Source organism: Phycicoccus sp. DTK01 (assembly GCF_017312765.1).
GTDB lineage: Bacteria > Actinomycetota > Actinomycetes > Actinomycetales > Dermatophilaceae > Phycicoccus > Phycicoccus jejuensis.
On record NZ_BOPU01000003.1, the window covers coordinates 14,601 to 29,996 of the forward strand.

Consider the following 15,396-nt stretch of genomic DNA (forward strand, 5'->3'; position numbering starts at 1 on the left):
CGCTCGCACGGGGCTGGGGGCGTCAGTCGGCGGCGACGCCCAGCGCGGCGTCACCGCGCGGGGCGAGGACGACGTGGTCACCCGGCCGGTAGCGCGTGACGTCGGTGTTGGGCACCTGGACCGTCACGAGCTCGCCGGCCGGCGTGCGGACGATGACGCGCCCGTGGCCGCCGAGGAAGCTGGCGCTGACGACACTCGCCCCGCCCTCGCCGGAACCGTCGCCCCCGGGGGAGACCGTGACGCCCTCGGGGCGCACGAGCACGACGGCGTCGCCCTCGGCCGAGCCCGGCAGGACCGGGATGCTGCCGCCGAGCACGTGCGCCCGGCCGCCCTCGACGCGCGCCCGCAGCCGGTTGGTCAGCCCGACGAAGTCGGCGACGAACGGCGTGCGCGGCGCGGAGTAGAGCTCGGCCGGCGGCGCGAGCTGCTCGAGCCGGCCGGTGGACATGACGCCGACCCGGTCGGCGACGGCGAGCGCCTCCTCCTGGTCGTGCGTGACGAAGAGCGTCGTCGTGCCGACCTCGAGCTGGATGCGCCGGATCTCGTCGCGCAGCTGCGTGCGCACCTTGGCGTCGAGGGCCGACAGCGGCTCGTCGAGCAGCAGCACCTGCGGCTCGATGGCCAGCGCCCGGGCCAGCGCGACACGCTGCTGCTGCCCGCCGGACATCTGGTGGGCGTACTTGTCGGCGTGCTGCTGGAGCCCGACGAGGTCGAGCATCTCGCCCGCGCGGGCCCGCCGCGAGGCCTTGTCACGGCCGCGCAGCTCGAGGCCGAACTCGACGTTCTGCCGCGCCGTCATGTGCGGGAAGAGGCTGTAGGCCTGGAAGACCATCCCCATGTCGCGCTTGTTCGTCGGGATGCGCGTGACGTCGCGGCCGCCGACCTCGATGGTGCCGCTGTCGGGGTCCTCGAGGCCCGCGAGGCAGCGCAGCGCCGTCGTCTTGCCGCAGCCGGACGGGCCGAGCAGGCACACCAGCTCGCCGGGCTCGAGGTGCAGGGTCAGCCCGTCGAGGGCCGAGACCCCGCCGTAGACGCGGCGCAGGTCGGTCAGCTGGACGGCGGTGCCGCGGGTCGTCGCGGTGTCGGGGGCGGCGGTCACGGGGTCTCCTTGGCGGGACGGGGACGACGCAGGCGGGCGATGCGCCCGGCGCCGGCCGGGCGGGTGCCGACGAAGGACATGGCGAAGAGCACGACGAAGCCGAAGACGAGGGCGGCGAGACCGACGGCGACGGAGATCTTCGCGTCGGACTTGCCGAGCTCGTACATCGCGACCTGGAGGTTCTTCTTGCTGAACAGGCTGGCGATGGTGAACTCGCCGAGGACGAGCGCGACCGAGAGGAACGACGCCGACAGCACGGCGGTGCGCAGGTTCGGCAGGACGACCCGCCACATGACGGTGAACCACGACGCCCCGAGCGAGCGCGCGGCCTCCGACAGCGTGCGGACGTCGATGGCGCGCAGCCCCGCGTCGAGCGAGCGGTACGCGTAGGGGAGGACGAGCACGACGTAGGCGAGCGCGAGCCACATCGTCGAGGAGCCCACGAGGTAGTACACCCACGCGTACACCGGGGTCAGGCCGACGACGAGGACGATGGCGGGCACCGTGAGCGGCAGGAGGCAGACGAACTCGACGGTGCGCGACAGGCCGGGCAGCCGCAGCCGCACCCACGTCATCGTCGGGACGAGGAGCACGAGCATGACGAGCGGCGTGACGACCGCCAGCCCGACGGACGCGAGGAAGCCCTCCTTGAGCGCCGGGTACTCGAGCGAGATCTGCGAGACGTCGGCCAGGGTGCGCCAGGTGTCGAGCGTCCGGCCGTTCCCGCCGGGGCCCTGGAGCGTGAACTCGAGCATCCCGAGCAGCGGCAGGCCGAAGAACGCGAGCAGCAAGGTGAGGGTCACCCAGCGGAAGACCCGTTGGCGGCGACGGAACGTCGACCGGCCGCTCATCGCGTCATCCAGCGGCCGGCGCGCTTGTCGAGCCACGCGTACAGGGCCATGACGACGGCGACGACGACGACCATCTCGAGGGCCATCGCCTTGCCGATGTTCTCCTGGCCGAGGATGACCTCGGACGACAGCGAGCTGCCGATCTGCAGCGGGAGCAGCGGGTTCGCCTGCGGGACGAGCGCCTTCGCCGTCGAGTACGCCGAGAACGCGTTCGTGAACAGCAGCAGCGTGGCGCCGACGAACGACGGCAGGAGGATCGGCCCGGCGACGCGGCGCCAGTACGTCCACGTGGTGCCGCCGAGGGTCTCGGTCGCCTCGCGCCACTGCGGCCGCAGCCCCTCGACCGCGGGCAGGAAGACGATGAGCATGAGCGGGATCTGGAAGTAGAGGTAGACGAGCATCAGCCCGCGGTCCCACTCGTAGAGCCACAGACCGCCGCCGGTCGACATCCCGACCTTCGAGAGCAGGACGCTGAGCAGACCCTGCGCGCTGAACGACGCGATGAAGGCGAACGCCAGTGCGACACCGCCGAACTGGGCCAGTACGCCGCACAGCGAGGTGAAGAAGCGCTGCGTGACCGACCCCGGCCGCGCGGTGCTCACGGCGTACGCGAGAACACCTCCGATGACCGCGCCCCCGAGCGCGGTGACGGCCGACAGGACGACCGACTGCACGAGCCCCCGGACGACCGCCGGCTGCGTGAGCGCCGAGACGTTGCCGAGCGTCGGCCGGTTGTCGGCGTCGAGGAAGGCGCCGATGACGACGACGAGCGTCGGGATCAGCAGGAAGACGGTCGTGTAGGCGAAGAACGGCACGACCCCCGCGAGGGCGCCGGACGGCCGCAGCCGTCGCAGCGCCCCCGCGGGGCGGGCGATCGCCGTGTCAGCCAACCGCGTTGGCCCAGTTGTCGGCGAGGTACTTCTTGCCGCTGTCGGAGTCGGCCTGGGTCGGGACGACCGGGGTGCCCTCGACGGCGGGCAGCTTGGCGGCCGCGTCGGCGTCGAGCGTGCCGGCGGTCTTCATCGCGTCGAAGCGGACCGGTCGGGCGCCGCCCTTGAGCCAGAGGTTCTGGCCCTCGTCGCTGTAGAGGAACTCCTGCCACAGGCGCGCGGCGGCCGGGTGCGGCGCGTCGACGTTGATCGCCTGGTAGTAGTAGCCGGCGACGACGGCCTCCTTGGGCACGAACACCTTCCACGTCGGGACCTTGGCGCTCAGCGAGGCGTTGAGGTAGTCCCAGTCGATGACGACCGGCGTCTGGCCGGACTCGACGGTGGCGGGCGTGGGGTCGACCGGCAGGAAGTTGCCGGCGGCCTTGAGCTGCTTGAAGAAGTCGACGCCCTTGGTGAGGTCACCGGCGCTGCCGCCCTCCGCGATCGAGACCATCTGGACGCCCGCGAACGCGGCGCCGGCCTCGGTCGGGTTGCCGTTGAGCGCGACCTTGCCCTTGAAGTCCGCACCGAGGAGGTCCTGGACGCTCGTCGGGGCGGGGACCTTGGCCGAGTCGTAGCCGATGCTCATGTACCCGCCGTAGTCGTTGACCCACGTGCCGTCGGCGTCCTTGAAGTCGGCCGGGATGTCGTCGAACGTCGAGACCTTGTACTTGGCGTACATGTCGGTGTTCGCGAGGGCGACGGCCGCTCCGAGGTCGAAGACGTCGGGGGCGCCGGACTGGCCCTTGAGGCGCTTCGCCGTCGCGATCTCGTCGGCGCTGCTCGCGTCCGGCTGGTCGCTCGTGATCTTGATGTCCGGGTACTTCGCCTGGAACGCCTTGATGACCTCGCCGTAGTTCGCCCAGTCCGGCGGCAGCGCGATGACGTTGAGCGCGCCCTCCTTCTTGGCGGCGGCGACGAGGGCGTCCATCCCCCCGAGGTCGGCGGCCGAGGTGGCCGTGGCGGCGGAGGAGCCGCCCGAGGACGCGCTGTCGCCCGAGCCGCCCTCCGAGGGCGGGGAACAGGCGGCCAGGGCGAGGGCGGTGAGTCCGGCGGCGGCGAGAGCACCCGCGCGGCGGCCGAGGGGACGGGACATGGGAGACCTCCAACAACGGGGGACGGCGGGGGCCGGGGACCGGCGGGGGTCCCGCTCGCACCCTAGGGGCAGAGGTAGTGGTTCGGAAAGGGACCTTTGCCACTTCGTCATCCGGGTGCCCGGATCGTGACCTGCCCCGGAGTGGTTGGATGGTGGCCGTGAACGCGCGGTCGAGCAGAGTCGTCATCCTCGGCGGGGGACCGGGTGGCTACGAGGCCGCCCTCGTCGCCGCCCACGTCGGCGCCGACGTCACCGTCGTCGAGCGCACCGGCATCGGGGGCGCCGCGGTGCTCACCGACTGCGTGCCGTCCAAGGCTCTCATCTCGACCGCCGACTACATGAGCGACTTCGAGACCGCGGCCGACCTCGGCGTCCACCTCGAGGACCAGGAGGGCGACGAGGTCTCCGACGCGATCGCCGACCTGCCCGAGGTCAACCGACGGGTCCTGCGCCTGGCCCGCGCGCAGAGCGACGACATCCGCGCGCGCCTGCGCGAGGTCGGCGTCCGCGTCGTCGAGGGCACCGGCTCGCTCGTCTCGTCGAGCACCGTCCGCGTCGACGACGAGCAGCTCGACGCCGACGTCGTCCTCGTCGCCACCGGCGCCTCGCCCCGCGTGATGGACACCGCCGTGCCCGACGGCGAGCGCATCCTCACCTGGCAGCAGATCTACGACCTGCCCGAGCTGCCGCGGCGGCTCGTCGTCGTCGGGTCCGGCGTCACCGGCGCCGAGCTCGCGCAGGCCTACCTCGGTCTTGGGTCCGAGGTCGTCCTCGTCTCCTCCCGCGACCGGGTCCTGCCGGGCGAGGACCCCGACGCCGCCTCGGTCATCGAGGAGGTGTTCCGCAAGCGCGGGATGGAGGTGCTCGGTCGCTCGCGGATGGCCGCCGTCGAGCGCACCGGCGACGGCGTGCTCGTGCGCCTCGAGGACGGCCGGGAGGTCACCGGGACTCACGCGCTGCTGGCGGTCGGGTCGGTGCCGTCGACGCGGGGCATCGGCCTCGAGGAGGTCGGGGTCGAGCTCGCGCCCTCGGGCCACGTCGTCGTCGACCGCGTCTCGCGCACGTCCGTCCGCGGCGTCTACGCGGCCGGGGACTGCACCGGCGTGCTGCCGCTGGCGTCCGTCGCGGCGATGCAGGGGCGCATCGCGATCGCGCACGCCCTCGGGGACGCCGTCGCACCGCTCAACCTCGGTGTCGTGTCGGCGAACATCTTCACCGACCCCGAGATCGCCACGGTCGGCATCTCGCAGAAGGACGTCGACGAGGAGCGTGTCGACGCCGAGGTCCTCATGCTGCCGCTGTCGCGCAACCCGCGCGCGAAGATGCTCGGCATCACCGACGGCTTCGTCAAGCTGTTCGCGCAGAAGGGCTCGGGGGCGGTCGTCGGCGGCGTCGTCGTCGCGCCGCGCGCCTCCGAGCTGATCTTCCCGGTGACCCTCGCCGTGCAGCACCGCCTCAACGTCGACCAGGTCGCGTCGACCTTCACGGTGTACCCGTCGCTGTCCGGCTCGCTCGCCGAGGCCGCGCGCCGGCTGCACCCCATCGCCTGACCTGCGGCGACGCCGTCGCTGCTGCGTCGCGCCCGGCCCGCCGGGAACCTTGCTCGGGCAGGATGGGTTGTCCCTTCAGACACCCCATCCCCGAGGAGGACGACATGGCCAAGGGTCGCGCCGCGGCGCTCATCGCCGCCGTCACGAAGGTCAAGGACTACGCCCGCAACAACCCGCAGAAGGCCGACGAGGCCATCGGCAAGGTGGAGGGCTTCGTGCGGTCCAAGGCCGGGCCGACGCACTCGGCGAAGGTCGACAAGGGCAGCGACGCGTTGTGCAAGGGGCTCGGGCTGCCGCCGCACGGCGGGTCCAGTGGGCCGACCTCCGGTGGGGGCCAGGTGCCCCCGCCCCCGCCGCCCTCCGGTGGCGGTCAGGTGCCCCCGCCGCCCCCGCCGTCGTCCGGTCCGACCCACTGAGGCGGGCGGGATGAGCGCCGAGCCCGGCCCCGACGTCCCCGACCTGCCCGACGAGGACCTGCCCGCGGCACCCGTGGCCCCGGACCCGGTCGACCCCGACGCGCCGGACACCCTCGACCCCGACCCCGTCGAGCCGTGGCACCCTCACGACCCCGCGGACCCGGCGCCGGTCGCGCCCAACCCCGCGCCGGGGACCGGTGACGACCCCCAGCCCCGCCGTGACCTGGGGTAGCGGCTCCACCACACCCGTCGAGTGAACAGAACACGCCGTCCGAGCGCTGGCTCGGACGGCGTGTTCTGTTCACTCGACGGGGTCGACCGCCTGGAGTCGTCCCGCTGGGAGGCGGTCAGGCGTCGGCGGGTGCCTCGGCGTCCTTGATGTCGCAGATGACCGCACCGTTGGCGACCGTCCCACCGACCTCGGCCTTGAGGCCGGTGACGACACCGGCCTTGTGCGCGGTGATCGGCTGCTCCATCTTCATCGCCTCGAGGACGACGACCTGGTCGCCGGCGGCGACGGTCGCGCCCTCCTCGACGGAGACCTTGACGATGGTGCCCTGCATCGGGGCGGTGAGGGAGTCGCCGGACGCCGCGGCGCCGCCGGACCCACCGCCGGAGCGCCGGGGGGCCTTCTTCTTCGCGCCGTGCGCGGCGCCGCCACCGCCGCCGCCGCCGAAGGACAGGCCACCGGGGACGGAGACCTCGAGCCGCTTGCCGCCGACCTCGACGACGACCGTCTGGCGCTCCTGCGCCTCGGGGGCGTCACCGACCGGGCCCGAGTACGGCTCGATGTCGTTGTCGAACTCGGTCTCGATCCAGCGCGTGTGGACGGTGAACTTCTCGTCGGGGTCGGCCGGCGCGAAGGCCGGGTCGGCGACGACCTTGCGGTGGAAGGGGACGACGGTCGGCATCCCCTCGACGACGAGCTCGGCGAGCGCGCGACGGGAGCGCTCGAGCGCCTGCTGCCGGGTGCGGCCGGTGACGACGAGCTTGGCGATCATCGAGTCGAACGCGCCGGCGACGGTGTCGCCCTCGACGATGCCGGCGTCCCAGCGCACGCCCGGCCCCTGCGGCACGACCATCCGCGACACGGTCCCGGGGGCGGGGAGGAAGTTCCGGCCGGCGTCCTCGCCGTTGATGCGGAACTCGATGGAGTGCGCGTGCGGCTCGGGGTCGGGGTAGTCGAGGGACTCGCCGTTCGCGATGCGCAGCTGCTCACGGACGAGATCGATGCCGGTGACCTCCTCGGAGACGGGGTGCTCGACCTGGAGGCGGGTGTTGACCTCGAGGAAGCTGATGTCGCCCTGCGGCCCGACGAGGAACTCGCAGGTGCCGGCGCCGACGTAGCCGGCCTTGCGGAGGATCTCCTTGCTCGCGCGGAGGAGCTCGGTGTGCTGCTCCTCGGTGAGGAACGGGGCCGGCGCCTCCTCGACGAGCTTCTGGTTGCGGCGCTGGAGGGAGCAGTCACGCGTCGAGACGACGACGACGTTGCCGTGCTGGTCGGCGAGGCACTGGGTCTCGACGTGGCGGGGGTGGTCGAGGAAGCGCTCGACGAAGCACTCGCCGCGGCCGAAGGCGGTGACCGCCTCGCGCACCGCGGAGTCGAACAGCTCGGGGATCTCCTCGATGGTGCGGGCGACCTTGAGGCCGCGGCCGCCACCGCCGTACGCCGCCTTGATGGCGACGGGGAGGCCGTGCTCCTGCGCGAAGGCGACGACCTCGTCGGGGCCCTCGACCGGGTCCTTGGTGCCGGGGACGAGCGGGGCATCGGCGGCGAGGGCGATGTGCCGCGCCTTGACCTTGTCGCCGAGCGAGTCGATGGCCTCGGGGCCGGGGCCGATCCAGGTCAGGCCGGCGTCGATGACCTTCTGCGCGAAGTCGGCGTTCTCGGCGAGGAAGCCGTAGCCGGGGTGGACGGCGTCGGCGCCGGCCCGCTGCGCGACCTCGATGAGCTTGTCCTGCAGGAGGTAGGAGTCGCCGGGGGTGGAGCCGCCGAGGGCGTAGGCCTCGTCGGCGACCTTGACGTGGAGGGCGTCCCGGTCGGGCTCGGCGTAGACCGCGACGGACGCGACCCCGGAGTCCTTGCAGGCACGGGCGATGCGCACCGCGATCTCGCCCCGGTTCGCGATGAGGACCTTGCTGATCGGCATGTCTCGGACTCTATCGGTCCCGTGCGCCGCCCACCCGGGGGCGCGGCGAGGTCTCCCTCACACGTGGTCGGGGTGCTCGGCGCGGGCTCTGCTCAGGCGCCGAGGGACTCCGCGAGGCGCGCCAGCAGGCGGGCGAGGGTGTCGCGGTCGCGGGCGCCGAGGGCCTCGAGCAGCCGGGCCTCGTTGGCCACGTGGGCGGCCATCGCGTCGTCGATGAGGGTGCGGCCCGCCGGTGTGAGGACGACGGTGCGGGCGCGGCCGTCGGTGGCGTCGGCCCGTCGCTCGACGAGGCCGCGTGCCTGCAGCCGGTCGAGGCGCTTGCTCACGGCGCCGGAGGTGACCATCGTCCGCTCGGCGAGCTCGCCGGGGGAGAGGGTGAAGGGCTCGCCCTGGCGGCGGAGCGTGGCGAGGACGTCGAACTCGCCCTCGCCGAGGCCGAACTCGGCGTAGACGGCGGTCAGCTCGGGGGTCAGGGCGGCCGCGATGCGGTGGATGCGTCCGATGACGAGGAGCGGGGTGGTGTCGAGGTCGGGGCGCTCGGTGCGCCATTGCGCGTGGACGGTGGCGACGTGGTCCATCCCTCGACAATATCTTCCGTGGAAGGTAATGTCTCTTCCATGGAAGACACAGCGGGGATGCGGACGGTGCTCGTGACGGCGGTCGCTCCGGTGGTGTGGGGGTCGACGTACGCGGTGACGCAGCTCTGGCTGCCGCCGGGTCGCCCGCTGTTCGCCGCGGTCATGCGCATCCTCCCGGCGGGGGTGCTGCTGCTGCTCTGGGTGCGGCGGCGGCCGCGCGGTGCGTGGTGGGGTCGGGCGGCGGTGCTGGGGACGCTCAACCACGCGGTCTTCTTCGGGCTCGTGTACGTCGCGGCCTACCGGCTGCCGAGCGGGTTGGCGTCGACGCTGACCGCGGTCTCCCCGTTGGTGGTCATGGGTGTGGCGTGGCTGCTGCTCGGGGAGCGCCAGCCGTGGGTCGCGGTGCTCGCGGCGGTGGCCGGCATCGGGGGAGTGGTCGTGCTGGTCTCCGCGGGGAGCGGGGCGGCGGGGTCCGTCGACCCGGTCGGGGTGGCGGCGTCGGTCGGGGCCGTCGTGTCGGCGTCGGTGGGGTTCGTGCTGGTGCGGCGCTGGACACCGCGCGACGCCGTGCTCGCGACGACGGCGTGGCAGCTGGTGGCCGGTGGTCTGGTGCTCGTGCCGGTGGCGCTGGTGGTCGAGGGGGCGCCGCCGGCGCTGGACGGGGCGGCGGTGCTGGCGCTGCTGTGGCTCGGGCTCGTCGGGTCGGTGGTCGGGTACGTCGTGTGGTTCCGCGGGCTGACCCGGATGGACGCCGGCGCCGTCGCGGTGGTAGGGCTGCTCAACCCGGTCGTCGGGACGGTGCTCGGGGTGGTCCTGCTGGGCGAGGGCTTCGGGTGGGTGCAGCTCGGGGCGATGCTCGTCGTCCTCGGTGGGGTGCTGGTGGCCCAGGCGCCGGTGCGTGCCGCGGCCGCGGGGTGGGCGCAGCGCGTGCGGGGCCACCGGGTCGGGGCGGGCGTACCGCGCGGATCGCGCTCCGACGGCCGGACGTCGGAGCGCGAGGGGGCGGCCGACGCGGTCCGCGAGCCGTCCGAGCCCGCGGCCTGCCGCTCGTAGGGGCGTGGAGGGGGAACCACCTCGGCTCGAGGTGCGATGGCCCCCGGGTGCGCGGGCCCGCCGACCTGAGAACCGGCCCGGGACAGGTGTTCTCCCAGCCTCCATGCGCCGCGGAAGGTTTCCCTTCCACCGGCAACCACCTCGCGGCGTCGCCGCCCCGATGCTTGCGCCCGGCAACGTTTCCCTTCCGCTCCGCAAGGTTTCCCTTCGGCTCCGCATGGTTTCCCTGCCGCTCCGCAAGGTTTCCCTTCGGCTCCGCATGGTTTCCCTTTCGGTGCGCATGGAGATCGGGGCACGGGGTTGTCCGTCGGCCGGCGACACGAGTGACACCCGGGATTCGTGGGGCGGGCGTCGGGGTCCCGGGTGCGGTCGGCCTCCGCGCGGCCCGCGGCCACCCGGTCCGGTCGACGTGGCCGACGAGACACCGTCTGAGCACGAGTGCCCATGGCCCCGCCGGGAGGGGCGCGGGACACTGGCGGTGAACCCGGACCCGGGCCCGCTCTCCTCGAGGAGCACCGCGATGACCTCGCCCCCCAGCACCGCAGCGGCGACCCACCCGGACCCGGACGGCGCCCCCACGCTCCGCCACCCGGCCACGCCGGGCCAGCTGGCGTGGCTCGACACCCAGCTCACCGCCTGGCAGTCCGAGGGCCTCGTCGACGCACCCACCGCCGACCGCCTGCGCGCCCGCTACGTCGCCCACCGCCGCCTCACCCTCGCGCGGATCGTGCTCACCCTCGGGGCGGCCTTCGTCGGCATCGGCCTCGTGTGGACCGTCGCGGCCAACCTCGACGCGGTCTCGCCGCTCGTCCGCATCCTCCTCGTGGCGCTCGTCTGGCTCGGGCTCGTCGTCACAGCGGAGGTCCTCCAGCGACGACGTGAGCACCTCGGCGACGTCGCCTCCCCGGTCGTCGGTGCCGTCCGGCTGCTCGCCGCGGCCGCCTTCGGGGCGGTCGTCTTCCAGGCCGCCCAGAGCCTCCAGGTCCCCGCCGACCGGCCGGGCCTCGTCGGGCTGTGGGCCGCCGGGGTGCTGCTCTACGGCTACGCCGTCGTCGGCGTCGGGCCGGTCGTCCTCGGCGTCGTGCTCGGCAGCATCTGGACGGTGTGGAGCGCCGCCGACGCGGGCCGCACCGTCCTCGGGGTGACCCTCACCGTCGCGGCCGCCGCGCTGGCCGCGGTCGCCGTCGGGGTCCTCCACCTGCGCCTCGACGGCCCGCTGCGCGACTGGCGGGCGCTGGGCGTCGCGTGGCGCGAGCTCGGAGCCGCGCTGGCCCTGGGCAGCCTCTTCGTCGCCGCGCTCCCGGTCGACGACGGCGGTGAGCGGGCCGGCGCCGTCTTCGTCATCGCGCTCGGCGTCGCCGCGGCCGTCGCCCTCGCCGCGACCCTGGGGGCCGACCGCCTCGGCCGCACCGAGATCGCGCTCGCGGCGGTCACCCTCGTCGGCGTCGTCGTCCTCGGGCTGTGGCGGGCGTCGGCCGGACTCGGTGGCCTGGCGGACCCGACACCGTCCGACTGGGCTCGGGCGGTCGTCGCGGTCCTCGTCTACCTCGCCGTGACGAGCGGCTACGCCGTCCTCGGCGGGATGCGCGACTCCGAGCGGCTCACCTGGGTGGCCACCGCCGCGCTCGTCCTCTTCACGACCGTCCAGGCCTTCGCGGTGTTCGCGCCGGTGCTCTCCGGGGCCGTGCTCTTCCTCGCCGTCGGCGTGGTCCTCCTCGGCACCGGCGTCGTCGCCGACCGGGGGCGCCGACGCCTCGTCGCCGAGGGCCGGGAGGCGCGTTCGTGACCGGCCGTACGGGACGCGTCGTCGCCGCCACCCTCGCCCAGCTCCTGCTCGTCGGCGTCGCCGTCTGGGCTCCGCTGTCCGCCAGGCTCACCGGTGACGAGGTGCGCCTGCGGGTCGCGCCCGTCGACCCCTACGACCCCTTCCGTGGCGCCTACGTCGACCTCACCTACCCCGACCTCCCGGACAGTGCCGGGACCGGCGACCGGCCCGACGCCGAGCCGCCCGAGGCTCGGGGCACGGCCTTCGTCCCCCTGACCCGCTCGGGCGAGGTGTGGGTCGGCGGGCCGGTCCGCCGCTCGGCCCCCGAGGACGGGCCCTTCCTCCGGTGTGACGACGCGGGATGGCGCCTGCGGTGCGGCATCGAGAGCTGGTTCCTGCCGCAGGACCGCGCCGCGGCGCTCGCGGAGGCGGTCCGCGCGGGGCGCGCCGTCGCGACGGTGCGCGTCGACGCACGAGGCCACGCGGCGCTCGTCGACGTCTCCGTCGATCCCTGACACCCGAGCCGCGGCACCGCCCTACGACGGCAGCGCCCCCTAGTGCGCGAACCAGTCCGCCGGCGGCCGCGGGTCCGGGTCGCCCGACGCGCCGCCGGTCGCGGCCCAGGCCCCGAACCGCGCGGCGCCCCAGGTGCCGGGTTGCTCGACGTCGCCGACCTCGACGAGGGGCGCGAGGTCGCCGCGCGCCGCGACGACGGACCGCATCCGGGCCCACCCGCCGGCGACGACGATGCGCTCGACGGGCACGCCGGCCCGCTCGAGGGTCGCGAGGACAGCCCGCCCGCGCGCCGTGCCGCCGTCGAGGGCGGCCCGCCAGACGTGGGCCGGGGTGTGGTGGTCGGACCCGAGGTGCACGACGACCTCACGGTCCTCCATCCCGAAGCCCGTGACGCGGACGTCCGCCGAGTCACCCGGCGCCAGCAGGAGCGCAGCGGCGTCGAGCTCCGAACGCGCGGGGTCCTCGGTGGCTCCGAGGATGCGTTGGACCCGTTTGAGCACGAGCCCGGTCCGGGTCCCGCCGATGAGGGCCGTGCTGCCGCGCACGACGTGCGGGTACACGGAGATGCCCTCGTGCGACAGGCGGCCGACGACCGCCGGCTCGGGGACGTGGTCGGACGCCGCGAGCCAGGCCTCGGCCGTGCCGAAGCTGTCGAGGGCCGATCCCGGTGTGCCGCAACCCGTCGCGGCCGCGGCCACCGCGTGGTCGTGGCCGGCCATCGTGAGGACCGCGCCGCGCAGGGGGACGACGGGATGGTCCGCGCGCACGGTGCCGACCGGCTCGCCGGCCGCGACCGCGTCGGGCACGAGCGAGCCGTCGACCCCGAGCAGGTCGAGGCCCGGGCCCCACCATCCGCCGGTGTGGACGTCGAAGAACCCGGTCCGCCCGAGCAGCGAGCGCTCGGCGACGCGTCGGCCCCCGAGCCGGTGCACGACGAGCTCCGGTGCGCCGAGCCACTGCAGGCCGCGCAGGTCCAGGCCCTCGTCGCGCAGCCAGAGCAGCTTGAAGAGCGTCGCGACGTGGCCGACGGGCAGCCCCGTGCGCTCCGGGAAGGCCCGGGCGAGGTCCGCAGGCAGGACCGCTGCCTGCTCGTCGCCGCGCGGGTCGTGCCAGGCCATGACGGGGGAGCGCGCGGCCCCGTCGGCGTCGAGCAGCGTCCCTGCTTCCGCCATCGAGGTGATGCCGACGGAGCGGACGCCCGTGCCGGCGGGCAGGGCGGCCACGACCTCGTCGAGCAGGTGCTCGACCGCCTCGACGACCGACTCCGGCGTGCGCTCGGACCGGCCGTCGCCGGGCTCGCTCCAGGCAGTGGCGACAGCCGCGTCGCCGACGACCACGCCGGCCTCGTCGACGGCGGCCACCTTGGTCATCGTCGTGCCGAGGTCGATGCCGAGGTCGACGGTGCTCATGCCGCACCCCGCGGTCGCAGCTCGCCGGAGCCGCGGGGCACGAGCCGGGTCGGCAGCACGGTGTCGAGCGGCTCGGCGGACGGCTCGCGCAGCCGTCGCTGGAGGAGGTCGAACGCGGTCTCCGCCAACGCGGTCGGCTGCTGGTCAACGACGGTCGTGGGTGGTGTCATCAGCTCTGCTCCCGGGAGGTCGCCGAAGACGACAAGGGCGACGTCCCGGCGGTTGAGGCGCTGCTGCGCCGTGAGGACGGCGAGCCCGGTCATCGGGGTCGCGGCGAGGAGGGCGGTCGGGGCGTCGGTGCGGGTGAGCAGCTGCGTCACGAGCGGCAGGGCCTCCTCGGTCGTCCACGCCCGTGTCTCGACGAGGGTGGGGTCGACCTCGAGACCGGCTTCCCGCAGCGCCCGCTCGTAACCGCGGTAGCGGTCGGCGAGCGTGACGAACTGCCCTGTGCGACCGACGAATCCGATGCGGTGGTGCCCGTGGTCGACGAGGTGCCGGACGGCCTCGTACGCGCCCGCTTCGTCCGTGACCCGGACGGCGTCGGTGCCGACCGTGCCGCAGGGACGGTCGACGACGACCACCGGCACGTCGGACGGCAGGGCCGCGGCGACGGCCGCCGGGTCACCGAAGGGGGCGACGACGAGCCCCGCCACACCGCGCCGCGAGAGCCGCTCGACCTGCGAGCGCAGCCGCTCCTCGTCGAGGCCGGTCGAGGCGATGAGCACGTCCATCCCGACGGCCGCGGCGCGTGACTCGACGACCGCCGCGAGCTGGGCGAAGAAGGGGTCGGCGATGGAGTCGACGACGACGCCGACCGTGGGCAGGCGCCCGCCGCCGAGCCGCTGCGCGGCCGGGTCGGGCTGGTAGCCGAGGAGGTCGATCGCGGTGCGCACCCGGGCGAGCGTGGCCGGGCGGACGTTGGGGGCGTCGTTGATGACGCGCGAGACGGTCTTGATGGAGACCCCCGACTCGCGGGCGACGTCGTAGATCGTGGGCCGGCTCACGCGGGCACCGCCTCGGGCAGCGCGGCCAGCGCCGGGGCGACGAGGGCCGCGTCGAGCATCCCGCCGGACGGGTGCTGCACGGCGGCGGCCGCCACGGCCATCCCGCGGCGGACGGCCTCGGCGTCGGGGGCGCCGGACAGGAGCGCGTCGGCCGTCCCGGCGAGGAAGGAGTCGCCGGCGCCGATGGGGTTGGCGACCGGCACGCGGGCCGCTCCGAGCCACCACGCACCGGCCGACGTGGCGAGGGCGGCGCCGTGCGAGCCCGCGGTGACGACCGCCCGTCGCGCGCCCCGCCCGTGCAGGTCGCGGGCCGCGGCGACGCACCGGTCGACGAGGTCGTCGCCCGTCTCCTCGACCGCCTCGTCGGCGCGACCGTGCAGGAGGGCCTCTGCCTCACCGAGGTTGGGGCTCACGAGGTCCGGTTCGAAGGGCAGCGCGGCGCCGAGGACGGCGGGGGAGCCGTCGACGAAGGCCTCGAGCCCGCGGGCGTGGGCCAGCTCGACGACCCGGCCGTAGGTGTCGCCGGGCAGGCCCGGCGGCAGCGACCCGGAGCAGGCGACGGCGGGTGCGTCGACGAGCGCCGCCTCGACGGCGGGCAGCAGCGCGTCGCGGTCCCACGCGGCGGGGTCGGGGCCGAGGCCGTTGACGACGGTGGCGCGTCCGTCGTCCTCGAGGAAGATCAGCGAGAGCCGCCCCTGCCCGTCGTGGGGGACCGGGACGAAGGCGCAGCCCTCGGCGGCGAGGAGGGTCGGCAGCCGGTCGTCGTCGCGCGGGGCGAGGCCGAGGAGGCGGTGCTCGCGGCCGAGGACGCGCAGGGTGCGGCAGACGTTGACCCCCTTGCCGCCGGCCACCGTGACGGTGCGCGAGGCCCGCGAGACCGTGCCCGGGGTCAGCGCGCCGAGCCACGTGGTGACGTCGAGACACGTGTTGGGGGTGACGACGAGCACGGAGGTCCTTCCGGGGCGACGGCGGTGTCGGGG

At 74.6% G+C, this 15,396-nt stretch carries 15 protein-coding genes; 6 read left to right on the plus strand and 9 right to left on the minus strand.

What is annotated here, in order from left to right:
• Positions 1-22: 22 nt before the first annotated feature.
• From J3473_RS07595 to J3473_RS07610, 4 genes are read right to left on the minus strand one after another with little or no spacing between them, the layout of a single operon-like run.
• Entirely contained in the window at positions 23-1,099 is a 1,077-nt protein-coding gene (locus J3473_RS07595; protein WP_207022603.1) for an ABC transporter ATP-binding protein, read from the minus strand.
• Positions 1,096-1,950, minus strand: a complete 855-nt coding sequence (locus tag J3473_RS07600) for an ABC transporter permease (protein WP_207022604.1) — start codon at positions 1,948-1,950, stop codon at positions 1,096-1,098. The genes J3473_RS07595 and J3473_RS07600 overlap by 4 nt, the downstream gene beginning before the upstream one ends.
• Positions 1,947-2,840: an ABC transporter permease subunit gene (locus tag J3473_RS07605; RefSeq protein WP_242525758.1), complete on the minus strand. Its 894-nt coding sequence runs from the start codon at positions 2,838-2,840 to the stop codon at positions 1,947-1,949. The genes J3473_RS07600 and J3473_RS07605 overlap by 4 nt, the downstream gene beginning before the upstream one ends.
• Positions 2,833-3,975 carry an ABC transporter substrate-binding protein gene (locus J3473_RS07610; RefSeq protein ID WP_207022605.1) on the minus strand — a complete coding sequence of 381 codons (1,143 nt, stop codon included), beginning with the start codon at positions 3,973-3,975 and terminating at the stop codon, positions 2,833-2,835. Before J3473_RS07610 ends, J3473_RS07605 begins: the two co-directional genes overlap by 8 nt.
• A gap of 149 nt (positions 3,976-4,124) precedes the next feature.
• Between J3473_RS07610 and J3473_RS07615 the strand changes: the two genes are divergently transcribed.
• From J3473_RS07615 to J3473_RS07625, 3 genes are all read left to right on the plus strand, one after another.
• Entirely contained in the window at positions 4,125-5,525 is a 1,401-nt protein-coding gene (locus J3473_RS07615; RefSeq protein WP_207022606.1) for an NAD(P)H-quinone dehydrogenase, read from the plus strand.
• Between the two features lie 104 nt (positions 5,526-5,629).
• Entirely contained in the window at positions 5,630-5,941 is a 312-nt protein-coding gene (locus tag J3473_RS07620; RefSeq protein WP_207022607.1) for an antitoxin, read from the plus strand.
• A gap of 10 nt (positions 5,942-5,951) precedes the next feature.
• A complete protein-coding gene (locus tag J3473_RS07625) occupies positions 5,952-6,173 on the plus strand; it encodes a hypothetical protein (protein ID WP_207022608.1) in 222 nt (73 codons plus the stop codon).
• Between the two features lie 115 nt (positions 6,174-6,288).
• Here J3473_RS07625 and J3473_RS07630 read toward each other — a convergent pair whose 3' ends face one another.
• Together J3473_RS07630 and J3473_RS07635 are read right to left on the minus strand one after the other, a co-directional pair.
• The gene (locus J3473_RS07630) at positions 6,289-8,091 is read right to left on the minus strand and encodes a biotin carboxylase N-terminal domain-containing protein (RefSeq protein WP_207022609.1); all 1,803 of its coding nucleotides are present in this window, start codon (positions 8,089-8,091) and stop codon (positions 6,289-6,291) included.
• A gap of 92 nt (positions 8,092-8,183) precedes the next feature.
• The gene (locus tag J3473_RS07635; protein ID WP_030527702.1) at positions 8,184-8,669 is read right to left on the minus strand and encodes a MarR family winged helix-turn-helix transcriptional regulator; all 486 of its coding nucleotides are present in this window, start codon (positions 8,667-8,669) and stop codon (positions 8,184-8,186) included.
• Between the two features lie 39 nt (positions 8,670-8,708).
• Between J3473_RS07635 and J3473_RS07640 the strand changes: the two genes are divergently transcribed.
• The 3 genes from J3473_RS07640 to J3473_RS07650 all read left to right on the plus strand — a co-directional run bounded on the left by J3473_RS07640 (position 8,709) and on the right by J3473_RS07650 (position 12,002).
• Positions 8,709-9,722: an EamA family transporter gene (locus J3473_RS07640; protein ID WP_207022610.1), complete on the plus strand. Its 1,014-nt coding sequence runs from the start codon at positions 8,709-8,711 to the stop codon at positions 9,720-9,722.
• Positions 9,723-10,242: 520 nt separating this feature from the next.
• Positions 10,243-11,508: a DUF2157 domain-containing protein gene (locus J3473_RS07645; RefSeq protein WP_207022611.1), complete on the plus strand. Its 1,266-nt coding sequence runs from the start codon at positions 10,243-10,245 to the stop codon at positions 11,506-11,508.
• Positions 11,505-12,002, plus strand: a complete 498-nt coding sequence (locus J3473_RS07650; RefSeq protein WP_207022612.1) for a GDYXXLXY domain-containing protein — start codon at positions 11,505-11,507, stop codon at positions 12,000-12,002. The genes J3473_RS07645 and J3473_RS07650 overlap by 4 nt, the downstream gene beginning before the upstream one ends.
• A 39-nt stretch (positions 12,003-12,041) precedes the next feature.
• Here J3473_RS07650 and J3473_RS07655 read toward each other — a convergent pair whose 3' ends face one another.
• The 3 genes from J3473_RS07655 to J3473_RS07665 are packed head-to-tail and all read right to left on the minus strand — an operon-like array spanning position 12,042 to position 15,363.
• The gene (locus J3473_RS07655; RefSeq protein ID WP_207022613.1) at positions 12,042-13,412 is read right to left on the minus strand and encodes an L-fuculokinase; all 1,371 of its coding nucleotides are present in this window, start codon (positions 13,410-13,412) and stop codon (positions 12,042-12,044) included.
• Complete coding sequence (locus J3473_RS07660) at positions 13,409-14,416, minus strand: LacI family DNA-binding transcriptional regulator (protein WP_207022614.1); 1,008 nt, start codon at positions 14,414-14,416, stop codon at positions 13,409-13,411. The genes J3473_RS07655 and J3473_RS07660 overlap by 4 nt, the downstream gene beginning before the upstream one ends.
• Positions 14,413-15,363, minus strand: a complete 951-nt coding sequence (locus J3473_RS07665; RefSeq protein WP_207022615.1) for a 1-phosphofructokinase family hexose kinase — start codon at positions 15,361-15,363, stop codon at positions 14,413-14,415. Before J3473_RS07665 ends, J3473_RS07660 begins: the two co-directional genes overlap by 4 nt.
• Positions 15,364-15,396 lie beyond the last annotated feature (33 nt).